10 protein-coding genes and 3 pseudogenes are annotated in these 9,292 nt (G+C 59.4%); 10 read left to right on the top strand and 3 right to left on the bottom strand.

Annotated elements, in window-relative coordinates:
- The 3 genes and pseudogenes from ACYVDE_RS08605 to rsmA form a co-directional block, all read right to left on the bottom strand.
- Positions 1–213 (bottom strand): annotated as a pseudogene (locus ACYVDE_RS08605) (phosphoglycerate dehydrogenase); the annotation flags it as partial.
- Positions 214–226: 13 nt separating this feature from the next.
- Positions 227–634: a hypothetical protein gene (locus ACYVDE_RS08600; protein ID WP_460501081.1), complete on the bottom strand. Its 408-nt coding sequence runs from the start codon at positions 632–634 to the stop codon at positions 227–229.
- 57 nt (positions 635–691) lie between these two features.
- Positions 692–1,549 carry a ribosomal RNA small subunit methyltransferase A gene (gene rsmA, locus ACYVDE_RS08595; protein ID WP_460501080.1) on the bottom strand — a complete coding sequence of 286 codons (858 nt, stop codon included), beginning with the start codon at positions 1,547–1,549 and terminating at the stop codon, positions 692–694.
- 169 nt (positions 1,550–1,718) lie between these two features.
- Here rsmA and ACYVDE_RS08590 point away from each other — a divergent pair, with 169 nt between their 5' ends.
- From ACYVDE_RS08590 to ACYVDE_RS08545, 10 genes and pseudogenes are all read left to right on the top strand, one after another.
- A complete protein-coding gene (locus tag ACYVDE_RS08590) occupies positions 1,719–3,176 on the top strand; it encodes a leucyl aminopeptidase family protein (protein ID WP_460501079.1) in 1,458 nt (485 codons plus the stop codon).
- A gap of 161 nt (positions 3,177–3,337) precedes the next feature.
- Entirely contained in the window at positions 3,338–4,372 is a 1,035-nt protein-coding gene (gene pdxA, locus ACYVDE_RS08585) for a PdxA family dehydrogenase (protein ID WP_460501078.1), read from the top strand.
- A gap of 76 nt (positions 4,373–4,448) precedes the next feature.
- Positions 4,449–4,757: pseudogene (locus ACYVDE_RS08580) on the top strand (type II toxin-antitoxin system HigB family toxin).
- Between the two features lie 47 nt (positions 4,758–4,804).
- Positions 4,805–5,122: a helix-turn-helix domain-containing protein gene (locus tag ACYVDE_RS08575; protein WP_460501077.1), complete on the top strand. Its 318-nt coding sequence runs from the start codon at positions 4,805–4,807 to the stop codon at positions 5,120–5,122.
- A gap of 77 nt (positions 5,123–5,199) precedes the next feature.
- Positions 5,200–5,733, top strand: coding sequence for a YceD family protein (locus ACYVDE_RS08570; protein ID WP_460501076.1), 534 nt, complete (start codon positions 5,200–5,202; stop codon positions 5,731–5,733).
- 69 nt (positions 5,734–5,802) lie between these two features.
- The gene (gene rpmF, locus ACYVDE_RS08565) at positions 5,803–6,033 is read left to right on the top strand and encodes a 50S ribosomal protein L32 (protein WP_198068135.1); all 231 of its coding nucleotides are present in this window, start codon (positions 5,803–5,805) and stop codon (positions 6,031–6,033) included.
- A gap of 119 nt (positions 6,034–6,152) precedes the next feature.
- Complete coding sequence (plsX, locus tag ACYVDE_RS08560) at positions 6,153–7,094, top strand: phosphate acyltransferase (RefSeq protein WP_460501075.1); 942 nt, start codon at positions 6,153–6,155, stop codon at positions 7,092–7,094.
- Between the two features lie 150 nt (positions 7,095–7,244).
- Positions 7,245–8,255, top strand: coding sequence for a beta-ketoacyl-ACP synthase III (locus tag ACYVDE_RS08555; RefSeq protein WP_460501074.1), 1,011 nt, complete (start codon positions 7,245–7,247; stop codon positions 8,253–8,255).
- Positions 8,256–8,401: 146 nt separating this feature from the next.
- Complete coding sequence (gene efp / locus ACYVDE_RS08550; protein ID WP_190922262.1) at positions 8,402–8,965, top strand: elongation factor P; 564 nt, start codon at positions 8,402–8,404, stop codon at positions 8,963–8,965.
- A 130-nt stretch (positions 8,966–9,095) separates the two neighbouring features.
- Positions 9,096–9,292, top strand: a pseudogene (locus ACYVDE_RS08545) (acetyl-CoA carboxylase biotin carboxyl carrier protein); the annotation flags it as partial.

Below are 9,292 nucleotides of genomic sequence, written 5' to 3'. Positions count from 1 at the left end.
GGCCACGTAGCGCAGTTGCGGGCCGTGGGCCAGCAGGTCGGCTGTCACGCGCAGCTTGCTGCGCACTATCAGGCCCTCGTAGGGCTGGGCGGCGAGCGCGGCGGGCACTTCGGCCGCCGTGAGGCTGGGCTGGTAGTCGATTTCCAAGCCGATGCTGTGGAGCAGCGCGGGCAGCGACGGGTGCATTTCGTCGACGACGAGGCAGAGGCTCATTGTGATTATCAAGCTAAAAAGGTCCTATTGTGCGTAGTAACGTATCACCATTTAGCTGAAGTAATTTATTCATCAGTTCAGCTCTTAGCAATGGCCCCATTTTCTTTTGCTGAGCCTCCTCAGTTGTTTTAGCAGCTATTGGGTACAGGAAATAAAAATCTGTCCCTGCTCGTGCGACTAGATAACTTCCACCAATTTGCGTGGCATAGACTTGGTCTAACAACGGCTCGCCGTAGGGTTTATCGGCATTCTCATACAAGTGTAGCGCGACACCATTATCGTAATTGGCAGTGTAATATCGACCAGCGAGATGGGTAATATTATCCTCGTCAAACAAATAATCTAACACCACATACCAGCCACACAAAATCAACAACACGCCGATAATAATCTTGCGTCCAGCAAGCAATAGCGTAGCCATAATGGTTGAGCAGTTTTTTATAACCGAGAGCAAAAAATCATAAATAGCCGCTGGCAGTTACTCCGCCACGTCATTGACATTCAAGTCCGGCAGCGCGGCGCCATCGGCCATGTGCTGGCCCACGTGCTGCGTCAGCTTCACGAAATCGGCTACGCTCAGCGTCTCGGCCCGGCGCTCGAAAATGGGGTTCGTCGTGGCTTCCGGAGGCATGCCGAACGGCTTGAGCGCGTTGCGCAGCGTCTTGCGGCGCGTCTGGAAGGCTTGCTTCACCACCCGGAAAAACAGCTTCTCGTCGCAGTCCAGCTGCTCCACGTCGTTGCGCGTGAGGCGCACCACCGCCGACTCCACCTTGGGCGGCGGGTTGAACACGTGCGGCGGCACCGTGAATAGGTACTCAATCTTATAGAAGGCCTGCAGCAGCACGCTCAGAATACCGTAGGTTTTCGAGCCGGGCGGCTCGGCCAGGCGCTGGGCTACTTCCTTCTGAATCATGCCCACCACCTCGCGCACCTGCTGGCGGTTATTGAGCACGGCGAAAAAAATCTGGCTGCTGATGTTGTAGGGGAAGTTGCCGATGATGGCCAGCGGCTGGTCCGGAAACAGCGTGTCGAGGCGCTGCTTCAGGAAATCGGTGGCGTAGATGCGGTCGGCCAGCGCGGGGTAGTGCACCTTCAGGTAGGCGACCGACTCGGTATCAATCTCCACCACGCTGGTCTGGTAGGCCGGGTTCTGGAGTAGGTACTGCGTGAGCACGCCCATGCCGGGCCCGATTTCGAGCACTTCCTTCACCCCGTCGGGCAGCTGCAGCGCGCCCACAATGTTGCGGGCAATGTTGGGGTCGGCCAGAAAGTGCTGGCCTAAGTGCTTTTTGGGGCGAACGGTATTCACGGAATGAGGAGTTTTTTTGAACGTCATGCTGAGCTTGCCGAAGCATCTCTGCTGCTTCGTTATAGTCGGCATAAATTGCTGGCGCGGTAGAGATGCTTCGGCAAGCTCAGCATGACGCGCTATTATCAACGTCAGAAAAACCTCGCTGCCTAAACAGTACCTTGCGGCCTCAAATCTACGGCCTTCATCCCCGCTTATGTTCTTAGCTCTCGCTCACGCGGCCGCCGCGCCGGCCCAGTCCTCGCAGGTATTCATCCTGCCCGCTGGTACCACCACCCTGCCCGAGGCCGCCGCCGGCGACCTCACCCCCGCCGCCCGCCAGTACGTAGACGCCGCCCTCGCCGACGCGCAGAAGCTCGTGCACCTCAACCACTTCAGCCATCACCATTTCTTCGTGGTGCTGGCCGATAAGCCCACTCCTGCACAGGTTGCCGAGCAGCTGCGCCGCGCCGGCCACACCCTGCACGGCCAGCTCAAAGCCGAGAAAGTAGCCGAAGTTTTCATTGAGAACCGCAGCGCTACGCCTAACGCCGCCCTGCTGCTAGCCGAAGGCCTAGCCCTGAGCGCCTACCAGTTTGAAGGCTATAAAACCGATGAGAAGTCGCGCCAGGCCCCGGCCCTGAAAACGGTTTACTTGGTTGGCAATGCTGCTACGGCCGACGAAGTCCACGAGCTTGAGGGCCTGCTGCAAGGCGTTATTCTGGCCCGCGACCTCGTCAACGCCCCAGTTAACAAACTCAACGCCGTGCAGCTGGCTGAGCGCATCGCCGAAGCCGGCGACCAGGCCGGCTACTCCACCGACATCCTCGACCTGGCCAAAATCGAAGCCCTGCGCATGGGCGGCCTGCTGGCCGTCAACCTCGGCTCGCCCGAGCCGCCCACCTTCAACATCCTCGAATACAAGCCGGCCAACGCCAAAAACCAAAAGCCTTATGTGCTCGTGGGCAAAGGAGTGGTGTTCGACACCGGCGGCCTCAGCCTCAAACCCACGCCCAATAGCATGGACCTGATGAAGTGTGACATGGCCGGTGGCGCGGCCGTGGCCGGCACGCTCTTCGCGCTGGCGAAAAATCAGGTTCCGCTCTACGTCATCGGCCTGGTGCCTGCCACTGATAACCGCCCCGGCGGCCTCGCCTACGCTCCCGGCGACGTCATCACCATGCACAGCGGCCTCACCGTCGAAGTAAAGAACACCGACGCCGAAGGCCGCCTGCTGCTGGCCGATGCCCTCAGCTTCGCCAAGCGCTACAACCCCGAGCTGGTTATCGACCTGGCCACCCTCACCGGCGCCGCCGTGCGCGCCCTTGCCACCGAAGCCTCCGCCTCGATGGGCACCGCCGGGCCCGCCACCATGCAGCAGCTCGGCGAGGCCGGCTATGCCGTACACGAGCGTCTCGTGGAGTTTCCGCTCTGGGATGAATACGCCGACCACATGAAGTCCGACATTGCTGACCTCAGCAATCTGGGCAAGGGCGAAGCCGGCCACATTTCGGCCGCCAAGTTTCTGGAGCGCTTCGCCGAAGGCTACCCCTGGATTCACCTCGATATCGCCGGCCCTGCTTTTCTCACGGCCCCCGAAAGCTACCGCGGCAAAGGCGGCACCGGTGTGGGCGTGCGCCTATTGTACGAGTTCCTGACCAAGCAGCTTGCTTAGAAAGCAAAGAATGTGTCATGCTGAGCGGAGCGCAGCGGAGTCGAAGCATCTCTACCGCTTCGTTGCCATCAGTTTGAATACTATTGAGGTAGAGATGCTTCGACTCCGCTGCGACGCTGCTTGATACGCAGCATGCTCAGCATGACCGTCTAATACACAGTATGCCCCACCACCTCCCCCGCCTCGGCTTTTCCGTGGGCGACCTCGCCGGCATCGGCCCTGAAGTCATTTACAAAACCTTGCTCGATGAGCGCCTGCTCAGCATCTGCACGCCCGTTATCTACGGCACGGCCACGGCGCTGTTCGACGACTTCCCCACCCCCGCCGATACCGAACACCTACAGTTCCGCCAGCTGCGCGACGCCGCCGACATTGCACCCGGCCGCCTCAACGCTGTAACCTGCTGGGATGAAGACTTTGTACTCGCTCCCGGCCAGCCCTCCGCCGCCACCGGCGCGGCCGCCCGCGAAAGCCTGCTCTGCGCCGCCCGCGACCTCAAAGCCGGCAAGCTCGACGGCATCGTGACGGCCCCCATCAGCAAAGACAACACTCAGGCCGACAACTTCCGCTACCCCGGCCACACCGAGTTTTTCACCAGCTACTTCGCGGCCCCCGAGAGCCTGATGTTCCTGGTGGATGAGGACGCCGGCCTGCGCATTGCCACCGTCACCGGGCACATCCCGCTCAAGGACGTGCCCGCCAGGCTCACGGCCGAGCTGCTGCGCACCAAAATCAGCCTGCTGCTGAAGTCGCTGAAGAATGACTTCGGCATCGGCAAGCCGCGCATCGCCGTGCTCGGCCTCAACCCCCACGCCGGCGAAAATGGCCTGCTGGGTAAGGAAGAAGGCGACGTGGTAACGCCCGTCATCCAGCAATTCGCGCAGGATGGCAAGCTGGTTTTCGGCCCCTTCCCGGCCGACGGCTACTTCGGCACCCAGCAGTTCCGCCAGTTCGACGCCACCCTCGCTCTCTACCACGACCAGGGCCTGATTCCCTTCAAGCTCATGGCCTTCGAGCGCGGCGTCAATTTCACCGCCGGCCTGCCCGTGGTGCGCACCTCGCCCGACCACGGCACTGCCTACGGCCTCGCCGGCCAGTACCGGGCCGACGAGTCTTCCTTCCGCGCGGCCGTGTATCTGGCCTGCGACATCTGGAAGCAGCGCTGGGAAGATGCCCAGCCCCGCTCGGCGCGGTAGCTTCTTCTCGAAAGCGAAATTTTCTTTCTATTTTTGAAACGCGGCTGGCAACGGCCGCGTTTCTGCGTTTAGGCATATGGTTATCACCAGTCGAGCCGTGTTACGAGCGTTTGTGTTTGCGCATCCAGATGCAGCACCGGCTTTGGAAGAATGGTATCACCATGTGCGCGACGCTGACTGGGCGAATGGGGCAGCCGTGCGGCAGTCCTTTGGCTCCGCTGACTATGTTGGCAACCAGCGGTTTGTTTTCAACATTAAAGGCAACCACTACCGTTGAATTGCTTCTATTTCTTTCACCACGCGCACAGTGTACATCAAGTTTGTTGGTACCCACCGTCAATACGATGCCGTTGACGCCTCCATTATAGAATTCACAAAGCCATGACGATTAACACAGCCGAGGAACTGCGTGAAGCATTTCGTGAATTCGATATGCTGGAAGCGCAGAACATTGATGCGCATCCGGAAATTCAGCCCCGAGCCCGTGAGTTGGCGGAAGCCATTGAGGATTACGAAATCCGAATGGAATATTTTCCCCTGCCTTCCAAGCCCACCACCCTGCCGGCCATGATTGAGCTCAAGCGCCAGCAGCAGCACCTCAAGCAGAAGGAGCTGGCGGCCCTGCTCGAAGTGCCGCCCGGCCGCCTCTCCCAAATCCTGAGCGGCAAGCGGCGCGTCACCATGGACCTGGCCAAAAAGCTCTACGAACGCCTGCACATCAGCCCCGAATTCATCCTCAAAACCGCGTAGGCAGCGCGGAAAATGGCCCGAACTTTTGGCAAAAAGCCGGATTTTCACTACTTTTGCCCCCTGCTATCCAGCCGCCCGTGAAAAAAGAAAGCAAATACGACCTCAACTTAGCCAAGCTGGCGCTGAAAACGCACCACTTCGAGTTCGAGTTGGGTCCCGAATTCTTCGCCCTGTTCGACCAGCCCTTGGTTGAGCAAGGCCACCTGCACGCCGACGTGGAGCTCATCAAAACCGAGCGGCTGATGACCTTGAACTTTCACATCACCGGCACCGTGCAGCTTACCTGCGACCGCAGCCTCGATGAGTTCGACCAGCCGCTCGACATACACGAGCAGCTACTGGTGCGCTTCGGCGAAGAGAACAAGGAACTGGACGACAACGTGCTGCAAATCACGCCCGAAACCCAAACCCTGCCGCTGTCCCAGCACCTCTACGACTACATCGGCCTGGCCTTGCCCATGAAGAAGCTGCACCCGCGCTTCCAGAACGAGGCCGATGATAACCCTGACGCCGAAACCAAGCTCATCTTCTCGACCCGCGACGACAGCGAGGGCCCCGACGACGACGAGCCGGCCGACCCGCGCTGGGCCGCCCTGCGCAACCTGAATTAAATCCGTCAGTGCCCCGAGTCACTCCTCACTCGTTAACCGCAACCTCAATTCCCTAATTTCAACTTAACCATGGCACATCCTAAGCGCCGCACTTCTTCCGCCGTTCGCGACAAGCGTCGTACCCACTACAAGCTGACCCCTAAGGCCGTGACCTTGTGCCCCAACACGGGCGAGCTGCACCTGCGCCACAAGGCGTATGTAGTAGATGGCGACCTCTACCACAACGGCCAGCTGGCTATCAAAAACTACGCTAAGACCAACGCCGCGCCTGCGGCCGACGCTACCGGCGACGACGAATAGCGCGTTTGGTTGTTACTTCGCGGCACCACATGGTCCGGCTTCGCTCCTTTTTTAAGCCAGCGGGGCCGGATTTTTGGTACTTTTGACTTTCCGCTGACCTCCCTCCAAACACCTCTTTCATGAAAATAGCCCTCGACGCAATGGGCGGCGACTTCGCCCCCCAAGCCGCCGTGGCAGGTGCCCTGCTGGCCGCCGAGCAACTCGCCGGCCGGGCCACCATTGTCCTCATCGGCCAGGAAGACGCCGTGCGTCCCCTGCTTCAGGCTGCCGGCCCGGCGGCCGACGTACTCGAATTCGTGCCCGCCACCCAGGTTATCGACATGGGCGAGCACCCGGCCAAAGCTTTCCAGCAGAAGCAGGATTCGAGCATTGCCGTGGGCTACAAAATGCTGCTCGCGGGCCAGGTCGATGCGTTTTGCTCGGCCGGCAACACGGGCGCTATGCTCGTGGGCGCCATGTTCACCGTGAAGACCGTGCCCGGCGTAATGCGCCCGGCCATTGCCAACTTCCTGCCCAAGCTGCACGATAACGTGGGCATTCTGCTCGACGTGGGGGCCAATGCCGAATGCAAGCCCGAAATGCTGGAGCAGTTCGGCGAGTTGGGGTCGCTGTATGCGCAACACGTGCTCGGCATTGCCCGGCCCAAAGTTGGTCTGATGAACATCGGCGAGGAAGAAGGCAAGGGCACGCCCATCATTCAGGAGGCCCACCAGCGCCTGAAAGTGAACCCGCACATCAACTTCGTGGGCAACATTGAGGGCCGCGACCTGTTCAACGACAAGGCCGATGTGATTGTGTGCGACGGGTTTACGGGTAACATCATTTTGAAAATGGCCGAGTCGATTTACGACGCCATGGACGAAAAGCAGATTCAGGACCCGTTTTTCGATAAGTTCAATTACGAGGCCGTGGGCGGCTCGCCCATTCTCGGCATCAACGACAACGCCATTATCGGGCACGGCCGCAGCACGCCCCGCGCCATTGGCAACATGCTTATGCAAGGCTTCAACATGGCCGATTCGGGCATCGTTGACCAGATTAAGGCTACTTTTAAGTCCTAACCTTCCGCCCCCGGCGGTGAAAAAAGCTCCGGCTCCGGCCGGATTTTTTTTACGCGCTTCGGGCTCATTACCGGTACGTTGGGCCGGCACCGGTTGCCCCGCCCCTGCCCTGCTGCCTACTTTTCGCTTGCCCCGCCTACTTTTGCCCGTATGAAGATTACCGCCGCCATCACTGGTGTGGGCGCCTACGTGCCCGACTACGTGCTTACCAATGCCGAGCTGGAAAAGCTCGTGGACACGACCGACGAATGGATTATGTCCCGCACCGGTATTCGGGAGCGTCGCATTTTGAAAGGCACCGACCAGGGCACATCCGTGATGGGCATCAGGGCGGTGCAGAATCTGCTGGACAAAACCGGCGTCGACCCTAAGGAAATTGAGCTGGTTATCTGCGCCACGGTGACGCCCGACGTACTGTTTCCGGCAACGGCCAACATTATTTCCAACGGCACAGGCATTACCAATGCCTTCAGCTACGACATGAATGCCGCCTGTTCGAGCTTTCTGTACGCGCTGGCTACGGGTGCGCAGTTCATTCAGGCCGGCACGTACAAGAAGGTAATTATTGTGGGCGCGGACAAGATGTCGGCCATCGTCGATTATACCGACCGTGCCAACTGCATCCTGTTTGGCGATGGCGCAGCCGCCGTGCTGCTCGAACCCAGCACCGATGGCTACGGCGTGATGGACATGGTGCTGCGCACCGACGGCAGCGGCGAACCCTACCTGCACCAGAAAGCCGGCGGCAGCCGCCGCCCACCTTCCCACGACACCATCGACCGCAAGGAGCACTACATTTACCAAGAAGGCGCTACGGTGTTCAAGTTTGCCGTGAAGAGCATGGCCGACGTGGCCGCCCAAGTGATGGAGCGCAATCACCTCGCCCACGACGACGTGGCCTGGCTGGTGCCCCACCAGGCCAACAAGCGCATCATCGACGCGACTGCCAACCGCATGGGCGTGGGCCCCGAGAAGGTGATGCTCAACATCGACCGGTACGGCAACACCACCAGCGCTACCATTCCGCTGTGCCTGGCCGATTATGAAAAACAGCTGCACCGCGGCGATAACCTCATCCTGGCAGCCTTCGGCGGCGGCTTCACCTGGGGGTCCATTTACCTCAAATGGGCCTATGATGGTGATAAGGCAGCTAGCAAATAGCCATTAGCTAATGGCTGCTAGCTGTTAGCTTTGTCCCTCCTTAAGATTATCAGTTGTTTAATAGCCGCTGGCTATTGCAGGACTGCTCATAAAAACACCCACAAAAAAGCGAATAGCCAACGGCTACCAGCTACAAGTTTAACAACATGGCATCAACCGCCGACTTTCGCAACGGTCTCGTTCTCAACTACAACAACGAGCTGCACGTCATCACCGAGTTCCAGCACGTGAAACCCGGCAAGGGCCCCGCCTTTGTGCGCACCAAGATGCGCAACATCAAAACTGGCCGCACCATCGACAACACCTTCAACGCCGGCGTGAAGGTGGAAACGGCCCGCGTGGAGCAGCGCCCGCACCAGTTTCTGTACAAGGACGACTACGGCTACACGTTCATGAACAAGGAAGACTTCGAGCAGGTAGTGCTGCCCGAAGAAATGGTGCCCTTCGCCGACCTGATGAAGGAAGGCCAGGATGTGACCATCCTCATGCACGCCGAAACGGAAATGCCCCTCACCGCCGAACTGCCCACCACCGTGGACCTGGTAGTGACTTACACCGAGCCCGGCCTACGCGGCGACACCGCCACCAACACGCTGAAGCCCGCCACCGTGGAAACCGGGGCCCGCATTCAGGTGCCGCTGTTTATTGATGTCGACACCAAAATCCGCATCAAAACCAGCGACTATAGCTACGTTGAACGCGTAAAATAGCCCTTTCTTAAGCTGTTGGCTATTAGCTGCCGGCTAGTAGCTGACGTTCTAAAAAAGCTAACCGCTGGCAGCTTAAAGCTAGCAGCTAACGAAGATGTCAAACTCGCCCAAAAAGGAAAAGGACGCTGTCATGAAAGCCAAAGAACTCCAGGAACTGCTCGATTTTATTGCTAAGTCGGGCCTGAATAAGGTGAACATTGAAACCGAGGAATTTAAAATCTCGGTGCAGCGCGACCCCAACACCAAAACCATCATCAGCGCGGCGGCTCCGGCGGCGGCACCCGCAGCAGTGGCCCCGGCTCCGGTAGTGGCGCCCGCCCCGGCTCC

This window comes from Hymenobacter agri, assembly GCF_054778495.1.
The sequence above is the reverse complement of the archived record's forward strand: the minus strand, read 5'-3'. Positions and strand labels throughout refer to the sequence as shown.

What these genes read in the sequence shown, in the direction of transcription:
- ACYVDE_RS08590 (WP_460501079.1), top strand. Translation starts at nt 1,719, where the DNA reads ATGTTCTTAGCTCTCGCTCACGCGGCCGCCGCGCCGGCCCAGTCCTCG.
- plsX (WP_460501075.1), top strand. Translation starts at nt 6,153, where the DNA reads ATGAAAATAGCCCTCGACGCAATGGGCGGCGACTTCGCCCCCCAAGCC.
- pdxA (WP_460501078.1), top strand. Translation starts at nt 3,338, where the DNA reads ATGCCCCACCACCTCCCCCGCCTCGGCTTTTCCGTGGGCGACCTCGCC.
- efp (WP_190922262.1), top strand. Translation starts at nt 8,402, where the DNA reads ATGGCATCAACCGCCGACTTTCGCAACGGTCTCGTTCTCAACTACAAC.
- ACYVDE_RS08600 (WP_460501081.1), bottom strand. Translation starts at nt 634, where the DNA reads ATGGCTACGCTATTGCTTGCTGGACGCAAGATTATTATCGGCGTGTTG.
- ACYVDE_RS08555 (WP_460501074.1), top strand. Translation starts at nt 7,245, where the DNA reads ATGAAGATTACCGCCGCCATCACTGGTGTGGGCGCCTACGTGCCCGAC.
- rpmF (WP_198068135.1), top strand. Translation starts at nt 5,803, where the DNA reads ATGGCACATCCTAAGCGCCGCACTTCTTCCGCCGTTCGCGACAAGCGT.
- rsmA (WP_460501080.1), bottom strand. Translation starts at nt 1,549, where the DNA reads ATGACGTTCAAAAAAACTCCTCATTCCGTGAATACCGTTCGCCCCAAA.
- ACYVDE_RS08575 (WP_460501077.1), top strand. Translation starts at nt 4,805, where the DNA reads ATGCTGGAAGCGCAGAACATTGATGCGCATCCGGAAATTCAGCCCCGA.